We start from the raw sequence: 18355 nt of genomic DNA on the forward strand, positions 1-18355 counted from the left end.
CGCAGGTCCGCGTGCGGTGCGAGACTGGACCGGTGACCTTCGCGGCATCCTCCCTCGCCTCGCCCCCGGAGACGGCGCGTGCGCTCGATCTCGCGGGTGCCGGCGGGCGCCTCGAGGTCGATGACGCGGCCGCACTCCTCGCCGCGGTCGGGCCGGACCTCGACCGTCTGCTCGAGCTCGCCGGCGCGATGCGCGACGCGGGGCTCGAAGCATCCGGTCGTCCCCGCGTGATCACCTACTCGCGCAAGGTCTTCGTCCCGCTCACCACGCTCTGCCGCGATCGGTGCCACTACTGCGTCTTCGTCGACACTCCGGGGCAGCTGCTCAAGAAGCACAAGCCCGCCTTCATGTCGCCCGAGCAGGTGCTCGCCGTCGTGCGGCAGGGGCAGGCGATGGGCTGCAAAGAGGTGCTGCTGACCCTCGGCGACCGACCCGAAGACCGCTGGCCGGAGGCCCGCGCGTGGCTCGACGACCACGGCTTCGCGTCCACGCTCGACTACGTGGGGCACATCGCCCGGCTGGTGACGGCCGAGACGGGGCTGCTCGCGCACCTCAATCCGGGCGTCATGAGTGCAGAAGAGCTGCGGATGCTGCGCCCCACCGCCCCCTCGATGGGGATGATGCTCGAGACGACGTCGCGTCGCCTCTTCGAGGAGCCCGGGCAGGTGCACTTCGGGTCGCCCGACAAGGACCCCGCCCTGCGACTGTTGGTGATCGACGCCGCCGGGCGCGAGCGCATCCCGTTCACGACCGGCATCCTCGTGGGGATCGGCGAGACGATCCACGATCGCGCGGAGTCGCTCATCGAGCTCCGCGACGCGAACGAGCGCCACCGGCTCGACGGCCAGGGCCACGTGCAGGAGGTCATCGTCCAGAACTTCCGCGCCAAGCCGCGGACCGCGATGCAGGGCGCACCCGACGCCGACCTGCTCGAGTACGTCGCCGCCGTCGCGGTCGCGCGCCTCGTGATGGGCCCGCGGATGCGGATCCAGGTGCCGCCGAACCTCTCCGACCCCGCCGAGTTCGACCTGCTCGTGCGCGCCGGCGCCGACGACTGGGGCGGCGTCTCGCCGCTCACCGCCGACCACGTCAACCCCGAGCGCCCGTGGCCGCACCTCGACGACCTGGCGCTGCGCACCGCCGAGCTCGGGTTCGAGCTTCGCGAGCGACTGACCGCACAGCCCGAGTTCGTCGTCGGCGCCGGTATGTGGATCGACCCCGGCCTGCGGCCAGCCGTGGAGCGACTGGCCGATCCTGCGACGGGCCTGGCTCGGGCAACGCCGGCCGCGGCGCCGGGTGTGCCGTCGTCAGGAGACACGCCGGGCGAGAGGTCCGCCCACGGCGGGCCGACGGCGCGTCTCCTGAATCCGGACCGCCCCACCACTCCGTCCGCACCCGCCGCACCCGCTGCACCGGCCGCGCGAAGCGCGAGCATCCGCCGGCTCGCCGAGACCGCGGCATCCGATCCCCTCGCTCTCGACGACGCGGAGTGGGTCAGTCTTCTCGAGGCGACCGGCGCCGATCTCGACGCCCTGACCGAGACCGCCGACGATGTGCGCCGGTACACGGTCGGTGAGGCCGTGAGCCTCGTCGTCAACCGCAACCTGACGTCGTCAGGGCTGCGGTCGGCGGCCACCGACGACCCGGTGACCTTCACCCTCGACGACGTCGGCGCGATCACCGCCGACGCCTGGGACCTGGGCGCCACCGAACTGTGCGTGCAGGGCCTCCTGCCCGACGACGTCGATCCCCAGGGCTATCTCGACATCGTGCGCGCGGCGAAGGCGGCGGTGCCGGGCATCCACCTCCACGCCTATCGCCCGCAGGACGTGCGCGACCTCGCCGACCGCGGCGGCCTCGGGCTCGACGGCGCGCTCGCGGCGATGCGTGACGCCGGGGTCGACACCGTGCCCGGCACCGGGGTCAAGGTGCTCAGCGAGCGCGTGCGGTCGCTCATCGCCCCCGCCGACCTCGCGATCGAGCCGTGGGTCGAGGGCATCACGGCCGCCCATCGCGCCGGCTTCCGCTCGACGAGCGTGATCTTCTACGGCCACGTCGAGACGGCGGCCGAGCGCATCGCGCACCTGCGCGGGCTGCGGGCGATCCAGGACCAGACGCGCGGCTTCACCGAGTTCGTGCCGATCCCGCTCCCCGGACCCGCGGGCGGCGTGCCGCTCGTCGCAGGTCGCGTGCCGATCGACGAGCACCGGGCGATGGTGGCGGTGTCGCGCCTGCTGCTGTCGGGCAGCATCCCACACGTGCAGATCCCGTGGACGCGCGTCGGGCGCGAGGCATCCGCTGTCCTCCTCCAGTCCGGCGGCGACGACCTGGGCGGCACCCTGCTCGACGGCCGGGTGAAGCCCGCAGCGGGCATCGAATACGGCCTCGAGCTGCCCGTGGCGGTCGCCTCGGGCATCGCGGCCCGGCTGTTCCGGCCGTTCCGCCTCCGCACCACCGATTACCGCGAACCGCCCGCGCGCGAGGCCGCACGATGAGCGCGTCGGCCACGCGCGTCGAGGTCGCGATCGTCGGAGCCGGGTTCGCGGGCATCGGCATGGCCATCGCACTGCGCCGCGCCGGGCGCGAGGACTTCGTCGTGCTCGAACGGGCGGCCTCGCTCGGCGGCACGTGGCGCGACAACACGTATCCGGGAGTGGCCTGCGACGTCCCGTCGCACCTGTACGGCTTCGCCACCCACCCGAATCCGGGCTGGTCGGGAACGTACGCGCGGGGCGCCGAGATCCACTCGTACCTCCAAGACGTGGCGGCGGCCGAAGGGCTCGGCAACCGGCTGCGCCTGCGCTCGCCGATGAACCGGGCGGAGTGGGACGCCGACCGCGGCGTCTGGCGGCTCGCGATCGGCGTCGCCGACGGCGCAGACCGCGAGGTGTCCGACGGTGCGTCCATCGTCGAGGCCGACGTGCTCGTCATCGCGTGCGGCCGGCTCACCGAGCCGGCGATCCCGCGCACCCCGGGCCTCGAGCAGTTCCCCGGACCGGTGTTCCACTCCGCGCGGTGGGATCACTCGGCCCCGCTCGCCGGCGCTCGTGTCGGCGTCGTCGGGACGGGGGCCAGCGCCGTGCAGATCGTCCCCGCCCTGGCGCGCACAGCCTCGCACGTCACGCTGCTCCAGCGCTCGGCACCGTGGATCGTGCCCCGCGGCGGAGGCGCCTACTCCGACGCCGACCGGGCACGCTTCGTCGCCGACCCGACCGCGCTGGAGACCCTCCGTGCCGACCTGTACGCCGAGGGGGAGGCGCGGTTCGCGTCGCGTTCGGGCGACTCCGCGGCCGCAGCCGAGGCAGAGGCCGTCGCACGCGCGCACCTCGCGCGCCAGGTGACCGATCCGGCCCTCCGCGCGGCCCTCACGCCCGACTACGCGTTCGGGTGCAAGCGCGTGCTGCTGTCGGATGACTTCTATCCCGCCGTCTCCTCCGATGCGGTGACGCTCGTTCCCGCGGCACTCGCCGCTGTCGAGGGCTCGACGCTCGTCGCCGCAGACGGCACGCGCCACGACGTCGACGCGCTGGTGCTCGCGACCGGCTTCGCCTCGTCCCGGCAGCCGTACGCCGAGCTGGTCCGCGGCGAGGGGGGCCGGACCCTCGCCGAGCACTGGTCCGCGGGCATGACGTCTTTCGGGTCGACGGTCGTCGCCGGCTTCCCGAACCTCTTCGTGCTCAATGGCCCGAACGCGTCGCTCGGGCACTCGTCATCGGTGCTCATGATCGAGGAGCAGGCCGCCTACGCCTGCCGGGTCCTCGAGCTCCGAGGGCGCGGGGTGCTCCGCGTCGACCCCGCCGCCGAACGCGGCTACACCGCCGAGATCGGACAGGCAGCGGCATCCACTCGCTGGATGACCGGGGGCTGCCGCAACTGGTACGTCGACGAGCGCTCCGGGCGGCTGACGCTTCTCTGGCCGGGTACCGTCGACGCCTTCCGTGCGCGGCTCGCCCGCGCCGACGGCTCCGAGTTCCTTCCCACGACCGACCGCGAACCCGCTCTCGAAGGGAGCTCCGCATGACCATCCCGCTGCGCTTCGGATACAAGGCCTCGGCCGAGCAGTTCGGTCCGACCGAGCTGCTGGACTACGCCGTGCTGGCGGAGGAGGCCGGGTTCGACTCGGTCTTCATCTCCGACCACCTGCAGCCGTGGCTGCACGAGGGCGGTCACGCTCCGGCATCCATCCCGTGGCTCGGCGCGCTCGGCGCCCGCACCTCGAAGGTGCTGATCGGCACGTCTGTGCTCACGCCGACGTTCCGCTACAACCCGACGGTCGTGGCGCAGGACTTCGCGACGCTCGGCGTGATGTACCCGGGGCGCGTGATCCTCGGCGTCGGCACCGGAGAGGCGCTCAACGAGGCGAACCTCGGCATCACGTGGCCCGATCCGCCCGAGCGGTTCCAGCGCCTGAAGGAGGCGATCGGCCTCATCCGCCGGCTGTGGTCGGAGGATCGTGTGACCTTCGACGGCACGTACTACCACGCGAAGAACATCACCATCTACGACAAGCTGCCGCAGCCGGTGCCGATCTACATCGGCGCTGCAGGACCCGCCGCGACGCGTCTCGCCGGCCGGATCGCCGACGGCTTCATCACCACCTCGGGCAAGAAGCGCGAGCTCTACACCGAGACGCTGCTGCCCGCACTCGAGGAGGGCCTGTCGAAGGCCGGACGTGAGCCCGGCGCCATCGACACGCTCATGGAGATCAAGGTCTCGCTCGACACGACGCTCGACGCGGCGCGCGAGAAGACGCGGTTCTGGGCCCCGCTCGCCCTCACCCCCGACGAGAAGATGGGCATCGACGACCCGATCGAGATGCAGCGCCTCGGCGAGGAGCTGCCCATCGAGCGCGCAGCATCGCGGTTCATCGTGTCGGACGACCCCGACGAGCATGTCGAGAAGATCGGCTGGTACATCGACCTCGGTTTCCGTCACCTCGTCTTCCACGACCCCGGTCATGACCAGGCCGCCTTCCTGCGCCGCTACGGCGAGGAGATCCTGCCGCGCCTGCGCGCGAAGTACGGCGCGTGACGCCCTGGTTCCGTCGGCTGTTCGGGGGCGGGACCGGGCGCGACGGCGGCGAGTCGGGGCCCGGGCGTGCCGTGACTCCGCCTGACCCCGGTGCCGTCGGGGAGGGAGCCGGCGCGCCGGCGGGTGTCACGGCCGGCGGCTCGCCGGCCCAGGCGGAGTTGCGGCACGCTGACCGCTGGGTCGTCGTGGTGCCGGTCAAGCCGTCGGCGCGCGCGAAGTCGCGGCTCGCGGTCGACGGCGTCGATCGTTCCGGCCTCGCGCGGGCGATCGCGCTCGACACCCTGGCCGCCGTGTCGGCGTGCGAGCTGGTCGTGCAGGTGGTCGTCGTGACCGACGACGCCGCACTCGCCCGCGAGGCCGCCGTGATCCCCGCGCTGCGGTTCGTGCCCGAGGGCGAGTCCCGCGGGCTGGACGCGGCCGTCGCCACCGGGATGGCGGCGGTCGACCCGAACGGACGCCTGCCGCGCGCCGCCCTGCTCGGCGACCTTCCGGCCCTGCGACCCGCGGACCTCGCCGAGGCGCTGCGGGCCGCGGGATCCGTCGATCGTGTCGTCGTCGCGGACGCCGAGGGGACCGGCTCGACCCTGGTGACGGCCCGAGCCGGGGCGGCCTGGTCGTCATCCTTCGGCGACGACTCCCTTGCGCGGCACGTAGCCGCGGGGTGCGAACCGCTGGGGATCCGGGATGCCTCGACCCTCCGTCGCGACGTCGATACGGCCGACCAGCTCGCCGCAGCGGTGCGTCTGGGCGTCGGCCCGCGGACGGCAGCGCTGCTCGCCTCCGTGCCCGGCCGCTGAGCGAGGGCTGACTCGCGGCTAGGGCGAGCTGAGACCTGTCGACGACGGGCGTCTGCGTTCGAAAAGGAACTCGCCGGGACGGAACCCGAGCCGTTCGTACAGCGGTGCGGCCGCGTGATTCGCGCTCACCGTGATGCGTTCGATCCCTCGCGTATCGGCCGCCTCGAGCAGCGAGGCGACGAGTGCACTCCCGACACCCGCTCCCCGAAAGGCCGGCGCGACGTAGACGCTCTGGATGTCTCCCGTCAGGCGCACCGTCTGGTCGATGTTCGGAACGCGCTCGAACGCCACGAGCCACGCCATGCCGACGAGCTCAGCCTCGTGGTCTGCGACCCGCGCGATGAGCGACGCTCCCCTCCGCTCGATCCAGCTCGCAAGGGTCTCGGCGAAACGTCGACGCTGATCCGGCGCAGCGGGTTCCGGCAGCGCCGCCCACTGCTCCTTGAGCTCCGCCACCGCCGCGACGTCGGACTCTGTCATCGGCCGCACACGAACGTCCGCCATTCCGTGAGCCTGACGCCATCCGGCACGTGCCGCAAGCGTCCGGAAGCGTGTCTCCGCGTCGGGTCGCTCGTTGGGCGGTCACCGTCTCACAGCAAGGCCCGGGTTTCGCGCTGTGCCGAGAGGTATGCTGGCAGGGATAGGCGAACTCTCATTCGTCTCGCCCCGGCCGCGTGGTAACGGTCGGGGCTTCTTCATTCGCCGGGGCGCATCCGGTCAACCGTCAGCCTCCGACGCAGGGTAGACGAACATCTCCACGCGGTCCCCTCGGTAGTGGAAACGAAGGATGCTGCCATCGGGGAGCGGTTCGACGTCCTCGCCCCGTATCCGTGGCCAGGGCGTGAGATCCGCGAAGAGGGATACGTTCGGCGGCACACAGTTCGCCCCCTCCACCACGGAGGGGCGGATGACGAGCATCAAGCACTGGAAGCCGTACTCGTCCTCGAAGTACCACGGTTCGACTCCCCACTGAGCCTCGTAGCGCTGGAGGGTGGACACATCCACCTCTGCGCCGAGAAAGTCGAGCATCGAGAACACCACGCCGTCGGCGGGAATCGGGTCGCGATCGAGCCTCGCATCGGGGTGCGGGGCGAAGAACCACGACACGGTCGAGGCCGTGACGAGGATGACCACCAGCGCGCCCGCCAAGAGGGAGATGCGGCCAGCCCACGTGGAGACGAGCCGCAGAAACGGGGACTGGGGCTCGGCGGAACTCGGCGCTGGGGACCGCTCCGATGCCGGTTCCGTCGGATCGGCGACAGTTCCATCGTCGGCACCATCGGCTCGGACGACGTCGGTCGCGTCCTCGATCGGCTTCGGCAGGTGTGCGGCTTCCAGCTCGGAGAGCCTGGCCAGCGCTACGGGATCGGACTGGATGTCGGCGTTCGGCCCGTACGCCCTCGCGCGAAGGTCTCGAAGCTCGTGCTCGTCTGGAGGCAAGGAGGCACTCATCAGCCGGCCTCGGAGAGCAGGTGGAGGTAGGCATCGATGGAGTCGCCGCGGTGGATGAAACGGACGATGCCCTGGCCCGGTAGCCCTTCGAAGTCGTCGCCGATCGACGAGACATCCATGATGAGCTCGGCCGGCGGCGGCGCGCAGCGCATCTCGGAAACCGTGCCGTTCGCTCGATCGACGGCGATCAGACAGGGCGAGCCGAATTCGTTCGCACCTGTCCAGATCTCCAGCCCCCTGTAGCTCTCGTAGGCGCGGAGGGTCGCCAGCGAGAACCGGACCTGGGGAACCTCCTCGGCGAGCAGCGCGAGGAACTGACTGTCGGCCTCGGTGGCGGTCGGTTGCAGCTTCGCATCCGGCCGCGGCGCAGAGACCGGGAAGACCGCGACCACCATGGCCGCGACGACCACCGCCGCCGCCACCCACACGAGCGGACTCCACCACTGCCTGGTCACGCCGCGCCAGAGGGATCGCCACCCGTCGGCAGGACGCCGAACTCGCGCGGCGCCGGCGGCCTCGAAGGCACGCGACCGTGCGGAATCACCCGGGTCTCTGTCGATGTCGGGATCCGGACCGTCCGCCCTCGCGCGCAGATCGCTCAACTCGCGGTCGGCGTCCGCACGGTGCGTGGAGCCGTCCACGGCTGAAACCTACACCCGCGTCCACCGGCGGATCCACGGGTGCGTCGACAGGCCCACGACGAGCATCTGCGGCACGAGTGCCCCCGGCCAGCCGTGCGTCGGTTACTGGCCACCCATGCTCACTATCCGGGCATTTGATCCCTGGGCACGCATGTTCACTGGCTACGCATCGTTCACCAGCCGGCTCGCTCGCCGACCAGATCGCTCGCTGACCACGCCTCGGTCGGTGTCCTTGCGTCGCTTCTCCCCATCGATGGCCCTGCCATCGCATCGTTCACTCCCGGGCGACGAATCTCACGCAGGGCGGCGGGCGATCGAGATAGCGCCGGCCGAGCGGGCTCGTCCACTCGAGCACGCCGCCGGCGTGCTGCGCGACCTGCCACGGGGTGTGATGCTTCAGCGTGTGATGTCGGCGGCACAGGTGAGCCAGATTCGTGTGCGCTGTCGCACCGCCGTGCTGGTGGTCGATCGTGTGGTCGATGTCGGACCGCCATACCGGCATGCGGCAGCCGGGAAACCGGCAGTGCTCGTCGCGCGCCCGGAGGTGACGACGCTGAGCCTCGGTCGGGAACCTGCGGTCGACCGCGATCACGTCGCCCGAGACCGGATCGGTGAGCACGCGATCCCAGAGGGTCGCCGCGCCCAGCAGCCTCCGCGCCGATTCGGGGTCGATCGGCGCCCGGCCGGTGAGCACCGGCGCGGGTCCCTCATCGCCGACGAGCGTCTGGAACGGCACGGTCACTTGCACGATCGCGCGGATGGCGTCGATACCGGCCCCGCCGTCATGGTCGATCGCCTGGACCGTCGGGTGCCCGGTGAGCGCGAGGTCGCACAGGGCGTCGGCCCGCAGCTGATCCATCGTGCGCGCGTCGTGCGCCGCTGAGCCATCGGACGCGGCTGCGCCCAGACCCTCGGCCGCATCCGCCCCGCCGGCCGCGTCCAGCCCGCCGGCCGCATCCGCCCCGCCGACCGCGTGGCCCAGCTCACCCCCGCCGTCCGTACCGCCGGCATCACCGACCCCAACCGCGGCATCCTTCACAGACCGCGCCATCTGCGTGATGCGGTCGTGGATGCCGTGCGCCAGCACCGACGGAAGCAGCGCCCACAACTCGGACATGCCGTCCTCCACGTCGCGCACGGTCACTCGCCGCGCTTCTCGCGCCTCGGCATGGCGCTCGGCGATCGTCGTGGGCATCAGCGCTTCCGCGATCGACGCGGCCGCGACCCGCAGGCGCCCGGTCGTGAGCCCGGCGGAGCGCTCGAGTACGAGCGCCTCGAACCGCCCCCGCGCCCCGTCGTCAGTGAGCCGCACGCCGGCATCGACCACGACCCGGGCGTGAGGCAGCGAGAGGCGCCCGGCTTCGAGCGCAGCCATCGTCTGCGGAAACCGGTCGCGCATCACGAGCGCGTCGTCCATGCGCTGCTCGATCGTTCGGTCCGCCATGCCGACGACGCAGGCGAGCTCAGCTGCGAAGTCGCGCACCGACAGCGGCGCGTCGTCTCGCATCGCGCCGTCTTCGAGGGCGAGGCCCATCGCCTCCGCGAGCAGCCGCACCTGCACGCCCTGCCACCGGGCGACCTGCTCCGTCGCTCGCTCCCACTCGTAGAGGAGCTCCTCGCGGCGCGTCGCCGCGACATCCCACGTGTGCCGCGTCTCGATGCGCGGGCCGGTCTCGAGCGGACCGTCGTAGGGCTCTTCCCACGCCTCGGCCGCCAGCTCACGCTCGCGCCAGAGCATCGCTTCGATCTCCACATCGAGAGTCAGCGGCGCCGGGAGGTTCATGTCGCAATTGTGGCAGCAGCCTCCGACATTCTATTCGATTCCACAGGCCTCTCCACATGTGGAAAGTCGAAGATAGAAGCAATCCGAATCCGCTCACGGCGCGACGTGACCCTATCGCGTTGCTACTGTCTGCCCATGACCCCCTCGCTCAAGCGCCTGCAGTCGTTCGCCGATATCTCGATCGTCATAGGGCCCCTGCTCCTGGTGCTCGGTCTCACCTTCGCGTTCAGCGTCGCCGGGCTCATGCTGCTCCTCGGCACCTCCGCTGCCGTGACCGGAGGCATCCTCCTGCTCGCGGGTCTCGTCAGCCGGGCGATCGAGCTTGGGGTGCGCGCGATGCACGAGAGCGCGAGCCTCCCGGCGACGGAGGGCCTCACCGCGCACGCGGAGCACTCAACCGCCGACTGACCAGCGACACATCGGAGCACTCAACCGCCGACTGACCAGGCGGCGCATCGGAGCAACCCGCACCACCGAGCCGACAAGCCACCTCACGACACGAGCAGGTACGTCGCCCCCACGATCGTGAACACGATCACCAGCCGCTCGAACCCCTTCTGATCGAGCCGGTCCGCGATCCACCGGCCGGCCAGTGCCGCAGCGATCACGACCGGCACGAGCATCGCGTCGAGCAGCAGGCCCGGCACCGTGATGATCCCGAGGCCGATCGAGAACGGCACCTTGAAGAGGTTCACGATCGCGAACAGCCACGCAGCCGTGCCGAGGAACTCCTTCACCGGGAACCTCGCCGCCAGGAAGTACATCGACATCACCGGTCCGGCCGCATTGGCGACCATCGTCGTGAACCCGCCGAGCGTGCCGTAGGTCGCGGCCGCCACCCGGTGCGGGCGTGCCAGGTCGACGCCCGATGCGAACCGCCGCCGCAGCAGCGTGATCGCGATCACCGCGAACAGGATCACCCCGATCGTGCGCTTGACCCACACATCGTCGGCGAACCACAGGAACACCACGCCCACCAGCACGCCGGCGACCACTGCCGGAGCCAGACGCAGCAGTTCACGCCAGTTCGCGTGACGCCGGTACATCGTGACGGCGAACAGGTCGGCCACGATCAGCAGCAGCAGGAGCGTGCCCGTCGACTGCTTCGCGGGAAGCACGGCGGCGAAGATCGCGACGGCGACCGTGCCCGCACCCGGCACCGCCGTCTTCGACAGGCCGACGATCGCGGCGGCCACGGCGAGCAGCAGCCATGCCCACCAGGCGAGCTCGGGCACGCTCAGAGCCCGGCTGCGCCGAGCGCTGCTTCGGCGAGGGCGGCAGAGCGCGCAGCATCCGTCATCCACAGCGGAGTGACGAGCGAGCGGATGCCTCGGCCGGCGACCTCGGCCGACAGGGCATCGTCCTCCTCGGCGATCAGCCAGGCGTCGAGCACCCCGTCGCGCGAGCGCGCGCCGTAGTGCGCGGCCACGGCCGCGGCGGAGGTCTCGACCCCGATCGCGGTGAGGCACACGTCGGCCATGCCGCGCACGACCTTGCCGCCGATGATCGGCGAGACGCCGACGATGGCCGCGCCCGAGTCCCGCAGCGCCGTGCGCATCCCGGGCACCGCGAGGATCGGGCCGATCGACACGACCGGGTTAGACGGCGCGATCAGCACGACGTCGGCGCCGGCGATCGCCTCGGTCACGCCCGGCGCGGGGCGCACGTGCTCGATGCCCGGGTTCTCGAACCGCGCGGGCGCGAGCGTCGCACGATGGCGCGTCCACCACTCCTGGAAGTGCATCCGGGTGCCGTCTTCGAGCACCACGACCGTGTCCACCTCGGCGTCGGTCATGGGCAGCAGGCGGGCTCCGAGGGGCCAGCGGTGCGACATCCGCTCGAGCACCTGCGTGGGCGTGAGACCCTCGCGCAGCCAGCCGGTGCGCGCGAGGTGGGTGCCGAGGTCGAGGTCGCCTAGGGTGAACCAGGGCCACCCGGCATCCCACTCCTGCAATTCGCGATTCACCCGCTCGGTGTCGCCCTCGCGGCCCCACCCGCGTTCGGTGTCGTTGACCCCCGCGAGGGCGTAGGTGATCGAGTCGACGTCGGGCTGCAGGCGCACGCCCGACAGCCACAGGTCGTCACCGGTGTTGACCACGACCGTGAGGGCGGCCGCGGTGTCGTCGATGCCGCGGGCGCGCAGGGCGCCGCGGACGCCGAGCACGAAGCGCGAGCCGCCGACGCCGCCCGCGAGCACGACGATGCGCGGCGCTCGGGTCACGTGCGGATCAGCCCCGGTCGGACCGCAGCTGCGGGATCACGCCGGTCTTCGGCGCGAACTCATCGGCGGCGTGCGGAAGCGAGAAGCGAGCCACCGCGTCGATCAGCGCATCGACGGTCTGCGCGTCGGCGATGACGTCGACGTTGAGTCCGGCACGGCGCGCATCCTTCGCGGTGCGCGGGCCGATCGCGGCGATGAGCGTGGTCGACGGCAGGTCGGGGAACTGCTGGTGCACCTGCTCGGCGACCGAGCCGCTCGTCACGAGGACCGCGTTGATGCGGCCGGAGCGGACGTCCTCGGCGATGCGGTCGGTGACGGGAACCCCGACGGTGCGATACGCGACGACGCTGCGCACGCGGTGCCCCGCCGCGGAGAGCATGCGCGTGAGGACCGGCTTGGCGATCTCGCTGCGGAGCGTGAGGATGTCGCGCGCCTGTGGCTCGAGGGCGATCAGCTGCTCGGCCATGCCGGCGGCGGAGTTGTCCTCGTCGGGGACCAGGTCGACGCGGTACCCGACGGCGAGCAGGGCGGCCGCCGTGGTCTCGCCCACCGCCGCGATCCTGGTCGTCGGCGGAACGACCGCGCGGTACGCGTACAGCACGTCGACGGTCGTCGCGCTCGTGACCGTCAGCCAGTCGAACGTGCCGGCGGCGAGATCGGCGAGCGACTGCTCGAGCGTGGCCTGGTCATTCGTGGGAGCGAAGTTGATGAGGGGGGCGATCACCGGGGTGGCACCCTGGCGGCGCAGTGTGGCGGCGACTCCATCGCCCCACGGCCCACCTCGTGGCACGAGCACACGCCAGCCCGCGAGGGGCTTGGCGGGTACGTGCTGCGGAGCTGTGTTCATGGGGGTCGACTCTCGTGGCGCTCGGTCGGCCGCCCCAGACGTTCGAGCAGCCGATGCGCGAACGAATCGGGTTCGCGCGCTCGGCAGCATTCGCACCATTGCACTGCCTCACCCCGAGCATACCCCTACGCTCCGGGGGGTGTCGGGTCGAGGTACAGACTCGACGGAGGGCGTCAGCGCGAGTAGGAACGCACGAACGCCCAGACGGCGGCGCCCACCGAGGCGGCGGCGAGGATCACGGCACCCGCCGCGAGCGCGGGGCTGCGGCGCTGGAAATCGCGCGCCGTATCGATCGCGTCGTCGATCTTCACCGAGAGGCGCCGCGGCACGTTCGCCTTCACCTCGATCGCAGCCAGCGTCGCCTTGAGCTCGGCGCGCGCCTTCTCGACGGGGTCGGTGATGCCCAGCGGTACGGCGGTGCGGGGCAGCGGCACGGGCGCGTCAGAGCTCATCGCGCACCTCCTTGACGTCCTGGGCGATGGATTGCACGGGGTTCTGGCTCTTGCCGATCTTGCGGAACCGGAACACGCCCAGCAGGGCGAGCAGCGCCGCGACGATGATCATTCCGAAGAACACGACGAGGGCCGACAGCCACACCGGCCACCACGATGACAGGCCCGCGATCAGATAGGTGCCGAACACCGGAACCGACCAGAACAGCACGAACAGGGCGGCGAACATCCACAGCGCGCCCCATCCGCCGTCCTTCGCGGTGCGTGCGACCCACTGCTTCGCCGACTCGATCTCGGCGACGACCAGGTTTCGGATCAGCTCCGGGATCTCGCCGACCAGGGTCAGCAGGCTGTCGTCGGCGCGGTCCTTGAATCCACGCGGCGTGGTCACGTCACGCTCCGCCGCGACCGGGTGCGGGAGCGTCGTCGGTGGCCTCGTCGACGAGGTCCTCCACGGCGTCCTTCGCGGCCTTGGCGGTGGTCTTGGCGGCGCGACCGACGTCGTCGGCCTGGTCCTTGCTCACCTTGAGCGCGGCGTCGAGCTTCTGCCCGACGGTCTCCTTGCCCGAGGCGGCCTTGGTGACTTTGACGGCGGAGTCCCACAGGGTGCTGGGGAGCGCCATCGCACTGGTCTTGGCGAACTCCTTGACCTTGCCGACCTGCTCCTGAACCGGATCGAGGTTCCAGACCTTCAGCCACTGCGTCTTGATCTGCTCGTAGCGCTCACGACCGGCTCGTGTGCCGAGCACGTATCCGACGGCGAGTCCGACGACGAGTCCTGCTTTGCCCCTCATGGGGTCTCCTCACGCTCGGTGGTGCGCTGATGAACCATCCCAGGTTAGCCCTGTATGCCGATTCCGGCATCCACCCTTGACAACACCGGTCGCGGCAGACTCACGACGCCGGAGCGGACCCCCACAGCACCATCCGACGCACGCGCTCGGCCTCCGCCTGGGCATCCGCGACGACCTGCGCGAGGCCGCTCCCGGCGAGCCACGACCCCACGGCGGCGAGGCCCCGCGCACCTGCGGTCGCCCTGCGCACCGCGTCTGTCGCCTCGCCGTGCCCGATCGTCGATGCCGGACGCGCGAGCGCGAAGCACGCTCGGTGCACGCCGCGCACCGCGGCCTCGTCGAGGGCCAGACCGAGGAGAGCGGATGCCTCGCCCCGCGCGAGCTCGCCCACGGCGGCGTCATCCAGCCCGGCATGCGGCCCGCCATCCGTCCCCGCGTCGCTCGCGACGTCGAACGCGACGCTCAGCACGTGCCGACCGGGGCCGGCAGCCTGCGAGAGCCACGCCCACCGGGCCGTCTGGTGCACGAGCCCCGAGGCGCGGCGAGTGCCCGGCACGGCGTAGACCTCCGCCCCGCGCGGCGCCGCGTCGAGCGCGGGCGCGTCGACCACGATCGTCACGACCTCCCGCAGAGGCGCGGCATCCGTCATCGAGTCATCCAGGGCAGCGCCCGCGTACGGCGACAGCAGGCGCCGGGCGTCGGCGTGCCCGGTGGCGACGATGAGCACGTCCGCCGGCGCGACCACGATCGGCTCACCCGTCGGGTCCGCGGCGCTCACGGCCCAGCGGTCGTCGGCGCCGCGCTCGACAGCGGTCACCCGGGCACCCGTGACGACCTGGGCGCCGAGGGCGCTCAGCTTCTCGACGAGGGCGTCGACGAGCCGCAGCATCCCGCCCTCGAGGCTCTTCAGGCGAGGGCCGGCCGGACGATCGACGAGCAGGTCGGCGACGGCGCCGCCGAGCGATCCGGTGCGGGTCAGCGCCGAGCTCAGGCCGGGCGCCGCCGCGGCCACATCGACACGCGACGGGATGACTCCGAAGCGGCCGGCACTCAGCGGAGCGACCATGCGGTCGACCACCGCGTCGCCCATGCGGGTGCGCACCAGGCGGTCGAGGTTGCGCTCCTTGCCGATCGTGAGCGGCGGGCGCAGGCGGTCGAGGTACGCACGCCAGGCGCCGTTCAGCCCGATGAAGGGCCGCACCTCTTCGGACCACGGATTCGCCGGGATGCCGAGCACCGAGTCCGCGGGCACCGGGGCGGCGCCGGATCCCGAGCGCCCGAGTCCGGCGATCCACGTCGTGGTGTCGTCGGGCTCGACCACGAGCGACGAGAGGCCGAGTTCATCCACGAGGGCATCGACCGCGCCGTTGGCGGTGGACCACGACGTGGCACCGAGATCGACCCGAAGGCCGCCCACCTCGGCTTCGGCGATGGTGCCGCCCGCGTGGTCCGCTGCTTCGAGGACGGTCACCGGCATCCCGACCTTCGCGCACTCGAGCGCGGCGACGAGCCCGCCGATGCCCGCGCCCACCACCACGACGCGCGTGTCGTGCGCATGGGTGACCAGGTCGTCGAAGGGCTCGGGCGTCTCGGACATGGGCTCCATCCTCCCATCCGGGCGCGCGATCCCCCGGGTCGCCGACCGCGCGCACGAGTGCGAGACTGGCGGCATGAGCCTCCACATCACCGGCGACGAGACCGCCGACCGCCTGCTCACCGACGACCCGCTGGCACTGCTCATCGGCATGCTGCTGGATCAGCAGGTGGCGATGGAGACCGCGTTCGCGGGTCCGCTGAAGATCTCGGAGCGGGCGGGAACCCTGGATGCCGCGGCGATCGCCACCTTCGACCCCGAGGCGTTCACCGAGCTGTTCAAGGCCACACCCGCGGTGCACCGCTTCCCGGGATCTATGGCTGCCCGGGTGCAGTCGCTGTGCGCGGCGGTCCACGAGGACTGGGGCGGCGACGCCTCGGGGATCTGGCGCGACGGCGACCCCGACGGCGCCACCGTGCTGAAGCGGCTCAAGGCGCTCCCCGGCTTCGGCGAGCAGAAGGCGAAGATCTTCCTGGCGCTGCTCGGGAAGCAGTACGGCTACGACGGCGCGGGCTGGCGCGAGGCATCCGCTCCCTATGGCGAGGACGGGAGCTTCCGCAGCGTCGCCGACATCGTGTCGCCGGACTCGCTCGCGAAGGTGCGCGAGCACAAACGCGCAGCCAAGGCCGCCGCGAAGTCGGGGGGAGGGGGCGTCTGATGAAGAAGACGGGTGAGAGCGTCGCCGCATTCATCGCGGGGGTGACGCCCGCGAAGAGGCAGCGGGATGCCGCGACCATGGTGTCGCTCATGCGCGAGATCACCGGGCGCGAGCCCGAGATGTGGGGCACGATCGTCGGGTTCGGCGCGTGCCACTACCGCTATCCCACCGGCACCGAAGGCGACATGCCCGTCGCCGCGTTCGCCCCGCGGAAGCAGGCGACGACGGTCTACCTCATGGACACCGGCGCGCACGGCGATGAGCTCGCGAAGCTCGGGCCGCACGACACCGGCGTCGGGTGCCTGTACATCAAGGACCTCGAGGCGGTCGACGCCGACGTGCTGCGCGACATGATCGCCGCGGACTACCGCCGCGTGCTCGACGGCGACACGGGCTCCGTCGAGATCACGCTCCTCGACTGAGGGCGGTGCCGCGCTCGCGCTGCGCGCATGTGCACAGGCGGAACGGGCGACGGCGCGCCGGGGCGAGGCATCCATCTCCGAGATCAGGAGATCCGGCGAGAACAGGACCATTTCCGCAGAAACGTCCTGCGTACGCCAGATCTCCTGATCTTGCCGACCGCTGTCGCTCGGGACGCCACGTGCGACGAGGAACGCCCCGGCCGAGGACGACCGGGGCGTTGGTGACACAGCTCAGGCGCCCTGGAGTCGCTCGCTGAGGTAGGCGTGGAGGGCGTCGAGCGGCACGCGCTCCTGACCCATCGTGTCGCGGTCGCGCACGGTGACGGCACGGTCGTCGAGCGAGTCGAAGTCGACCGTCACGCAGTACGGCGTGCCGATCTCGTCCTGGCGGCGGTAGCGGCGGCCGATGGCTCCGGCGTCGTCGAAGTCGACGTTCCACTCGCCGCGCAGCACATCGGCCACCTCGCGCGCGATGGGCGAGAGCTGCTCGTTGCGCGAGAGCGGCAGGATCGCCACCTTGACCGGGGCGAGGCGCGGGTCGAGCTTGAGCACCGTGCGGGTGTCGGTGCCGCCCTTCGCGTTCGGCGCCTCCTCCTCGTGGTACGCGTCGACGAGGAACGCCATCATGGCGCGCGTGAGGCCGAACGACGGCTCGATGACGTACGGGATGTACTTCTCGCCGGACGCCTGGTCGAAGTACGTCAGGCTCTGACCCGACGCCTCGCTGTGGCTCGCGAGGTCGTAGTCGGTGCGGTTGGCGACGCCCATGAGCTCGCCCCACTCCTTGCCGGTGAAGCCGAAGCGGTACTCGATGTCGATCGTGCCGGCGGAGTAGTGCGCGCGATCCTCTTCGGGAACGTCGAACTGGCGCATGTTCTCGGGGTCGATGCCGAGGTCGATGAACCAGTCCCAGCACGCCGTGACCCAGTGCTCGAACCACTCGCCCGCCTCGGCCGGCGGCGTGAAGAACTCGATCTCCATCTGCTCGAACTCGCGGGTGCGGAAGATGAAGTTCCCGGGCGTGATCTCGTTGCGGAACGCCTTGCCGACCTGGCCGATGCCGAACGGCGGCTTCTTGCGCGACGCGGTGAGCACGTTGGAGAAGTTCACGAAGATGCCCTGCGCGGTCTCGGGGCGCAGGAAGTGCAGGCCCGACTCGTCGTCGACGACGCCGAGGTACGTCTTCACCAGGCCCGAGAAGGCCTTCGGCTCGGTGTACTGGCCCTTCGTGCCGCAGTTCGGGCACGGGACATCCGCCAGCCCGTTCTCCGCCTTGCGGCCCTTGCGCGCCTCGAAGTCCTCGAGGAGGTTGTCGGCGCGGAATCGCTTGTGGCACTGCAGGCACTCGACCAGCGGGTCGGTGAAGGTCGCGACGTGGCCGGAGGCCTCCCACACACGCTTCGGCAGGATGATCGACGAGTCGAGGCCGACCATGTCGCCGCGGCCGCGCACGAACGTCTGCCACCACTGGCGGCGGATGTTCTCCTTGAGCTCCGTGCCGAGGGGGCCATAGTCCCACGCCGACCGGGATCCGCCGTAGATCTCGCCCGCCTGGAACACGAACCCGCGGTGGCGGGCGAGGGCGATGACTTTGTCGAGGCGGGACTGCTCGGCCATGGTGGCTCCAATGGTCGGGATGGGTTTCATGCCGGATGCGGCGAGC

Annotated in this window: 19 protein-coding genes; 7 read left to right on the plus strand and 12 right to left on the minus strand. The window is 71.4% G+C overall.

What is annotated here, in order from left to right; translation table 11 throughout:
- The first annotated feature begins 32 nt into the window (after positions 1-32).
- Genes cofG through cofC form a run of 4 tightly spaced genes read left to right on the plus strand, consistent with a single transcriptional unit; the run spans position 33 to position 5828 of the window.
- A complete protein-coding gene (gene cofG / locus H9622_RS04270) occupies positions 33-2495 on the plus strand; it encodes a 7,8-didemethyl-8-hydroxy-5-deazariboflavin synthase CofG (protein WP_318247023.1) in 2463 nt (820 codons plus the stop codon).
- The gene (locus H9622_RS04275; RefSeq protein WP_191764552.1) at positions 2492-4021 is read left to right on the plus strand and encodes a flavin-containing monooxygenase; all 1530 of its coding nucleotides are present in this window, start codon (positions 2492-2494) and stop codon (positions 4019-4021) included. Before cofG ends, H9622_RS04275 begins: the two co-directional genes overlap by 4 nt.
- Complete coding sequence (gene fgd, locus H9622_RS04280; protein WP_191764554.1) at positions 4018-5031, plus strand: glucose-6-phosphate dehydrogenase (coenzyme-F420); 1014 nt, start codon at positions 4018-4020, stop codon at positions 5029-5031. Before H9622_RS04275 ends, fgd begins: the two co-directional genes overlap by 4 nt.
- Positions 5028-5828, plus strand: a complete 801-nt coding sequence (gene cofC, locus H9622_RS04285) for a 2-phospho-L-lactate guanylyltransferase (protein WP_318247024.1) — start codon at positions 5028-5030, stop codon at positions 5826-5828. The genes fgd and cofC overlap by 4 nt, the downstream gene beginning before the upstream one ends.
- 18 nt (positions 5829-5846) lie before the next feature.
- Here cofC and H9622_RS04290 read toward each other — a convergent pair whose 3' ends face one another.
- The 4 genes from H9622_RS04290 to H9622_RS04305 all read right to left on the minus strand — a co-directional run bounded on the left by H9622_RS04290 (position 5847) and on the right by H9622_RS04305 (position 9704).
- On the minus strand, positions 5847-6332 hold the full coding sequence (locus tag H9622_RS04290; protein ID WP_191764556.1) for a GNAT family N-acetyltransferase: 486 nt from the start codon (positions 6330-6332) through the stop codon (positions 5847-5849).
- Between the two features lie 213 nt (positions 6333-6545).
- Complete coding sequence (locus H9622_RS04295) at positions 6546-7268, minus strand: hypothetical protein (protein ID WP_191764558.1); 723 nt, start codon at positions 7266-7268, stop codon at positions 6546-6548.
- Positions 7269-7279: 11 nt separating this feature from the next.
- A complete protein-coding gene (locus tag H9622_RS04300) occupies positions 7280-7702 on the minus strand; it encodes a hypothetical protein (protein WP_191764560.1) in 423 nt (140 codons plus the stop codon).
- A gap of 493 nt (positions 7703-8195) precedes the next feature.
- Positions 8196-9704 (minus strand): HNH endonuclease signature motif containing protein, encoded by a 1509-nt coding sequence (locus H9622_RS04305; protein ID WP_191764562.1) that lies wholly within the window; start codon positions 9702-9704, stop codon positions 8196-8198.
- A gap of 135 nt (positions 9705-9839) precedes the next feature.
- On the opposite strand from H9622_RS04305, the gene H9622_RS04310 reads away from it, so the two are divergent.
- Complete coding sequence (locus H9622_RS04310; RefSeq protein WP_191764564.1) at positions 9840-10112, plus strand: hypothetical protein; 273 nt, start codon at positions 9840-9842, stop codon at positions 10110-10112.
- A gap of 83 nt (positions 10113-10195) precedes the next feature.
- Here the strand turns inward: H9622_RS04310 and H9622_RS04315 are convergent, their stop codons facing one another.
- The 7 genes from H9622_RS04315 to H9622_RS04345 all read right to left on the minus strand — a co-directional run bounded on the left by H9622_RS04315 (position 10196) and on the right by H9622_RS04345 (position 15615).
- The gene (locus H9622_RS04315) at positions 10196-10939 is read right to left on the minus strand and encodes a sulfite exporter TauE/SafE family protein (protein ID WP_191764566.1); all 744 of its coding nucleotides are present in this window, start codon (positions 10937-10939) and stop codon (positions 10196-10198) included.
- 2 nt (positions 10940-10941) lie between these two features.
- On the minus strand, positions 10942-11925 hold the full coding sequence (gene cofD / locus H9622_RS04320; RefSeq protein ID WP_191764568.1) for a 2-phospho-L-lactate transferase: 984 nt from the start codon (positions 11923-11925) through the stop codon (positions 10942-10944).
- Between the two features lie 7 nt (positions 11926-11932).
- Positions 11933-12772 (minus strand): uroporphyrinogen-III synthase, encoded by an 840-nt coding sequence (locus H9622_RS04325; RefSeq protein ID WP_191764570.1) that lies wholly within the window; start codon positions 12770-12772, stop codon positions 11933-11935.
- 173 nt (positions 12773-12945) lie between these two features.
- Positions 12946-13224 carry a hypothetical protein gene (locus H9622_RS04330; RefSeq protein ID WP_191764572.1) on the minus strand — a complete coding sequence of 93 codons (279 nt, stop codon included), beginning with the start codon at positions 13222-13224 and terminating at the stop codon, positions 12946-12948.
- Positions 13214-13615: a phage holin family protein gene (locus H9622_RS04335; RefSeq protein WP_191764574.1), complete on the minus strand. Its 402-nt coding sequence runs from the start codon at positions 13613-13615 to the stop codon at positions 13214-13216. Before H9622_RS04335 ends, H9622_RS04330 begins: the two co-directional genes overlap by 11 nt.
- Before the next feature lies 1 nt (position 13616).
- The gene (locus tag H9622_RS04340) at positions 13617-14018 is read right to left on the minus strand and encodes a hypothetical protein (RefSeq protein ID WP_191764576.1); all 402 of its coding nucleotides are present in this window, start codon (positions 14016-14018) and stop codon (positions 13617-13619) included.
- Positions 14019-14118: 100 nt separating this feature from the next.
- Positions 14119-15615, minus strand: coding sequence for a protoporphyrinogen/coproporphyrinogen oxidase (locus H9622_RS04345; protein WP_191764578.1), 1497 nt, complete (start codon positions 15613-15615; stop codon positions 14119-14121).
- A 73-nt stretch (positions 15616-15688) separates the two neighbouring features.
- Between H9622_RS04345 and H9622_RS04350 the strand changes: the two genes are divergently transcribed.
- Positions 15689-16270 (plus strand): HhH-GPD-type base excision DNA repair protein, encoded by a 582-nt coding sequence (locus tag H9622_RS04350; RefSeq protein ID WP_191764579.1) that lies wholly within the window; start codon positions 15689-15691, stop codon positions 16268-16270.
- Positions 16270-16692 carry a DUF1801 domain-containing protein gene (locus H9622_RS04355; protein WP_191764581.1) on the plus strand — a complete coding sequence of 141 codons (423 nt, stop codon included), beginning with the start codon at positions 16270-16272 and terminating at the stop codon, positions 16690-16692. Before H9622_RS04350 ends, H9622_RS04355 begins: the two co-directional genes overlap by 1 nt.
- A gap of 231 nt (positions 16693-16923) precedes the next feature.
- On the opposite strand, the gene H9622_RS04360 is transcribed toward H9622_RS04355, so the two are convergent.
- Positions 16924-18309: a glycine--tRNA ligase gene (locus tag H9622_RS04360; RefSeq protein WP_191764583.1), complete on the minus strand. Its 1386-nt coding sequence runs from the start codon at positions 18307-18309 to the stop codon at positions 16924-16926.
- Positions 18310-18355 lie beyond the last annotated feature (46 nt).

It is taken from the genome of Microbacterium gallinarum, assembly GCF_014837165.1.
GTDB classification, from domain to species: domain Bacteria; phylum Actinomycetota; class Actinomycetes; order Actinomycetales; family Microbacteriaceae; genus Microbacterium; species Microbacterium gallinarum.